Below are 383 nucleotides of genomic sequence, written 5' to 3'. Positions count from 1 at the left end.
CGGCGGCCCGTCCGGATCTGGCCAGGGCGAAGGTGACCGTGGCCCCGCTCGGCGCGCCGCCGGCGCACCTGTACCTGAACGCGGTGGACGCTGCGCCTGCCGACGACGCGTTCGCGACGCTGGGTCGACGCGCGGCCGGGGACACTCCCGCCATGCGGCTGTCCAGCATCGCGTTCTTCGACCTCAGGACGGTCCTTCGCCTCCAGGACGCGCCACCGGCCCAGGAGTTGGTGTCGCTTCCGGCGGCCCGTCCCGAGCTTCGGCCGGCGGCCCGTCCGGAGGCCGCGTCGCCGGTGGTCGTTCCGGCGACCCGCCCGGTGGCGTCGGCCGACAACGACGCGGCCGTGCCCGTGGGATCGGCGCCGCCGGTAACCGTTCCGGTG

At 76.2% G+C, this 383-nt stretch carries 1 pseudogene; it reads left to right on the top strand.

Annotated features, from left to right (window positions below):
* Nucleotides 1-383: pseudogene (locus GT354_RS46175) on the top strand (hypothetical protein); the annotation flags it as partial.

It is taken from the genome of Streptomyces sp. SID3343, assembly GCF_009865215.1.
Lineage (GTDB): Bacteria > Actinomycetota > Actinomycetes > Streptomycetales > Streptomycetaceae > Embleya.
This window is presented reverse-complemented; position numbering and strand designations above follow the sequence as displayed.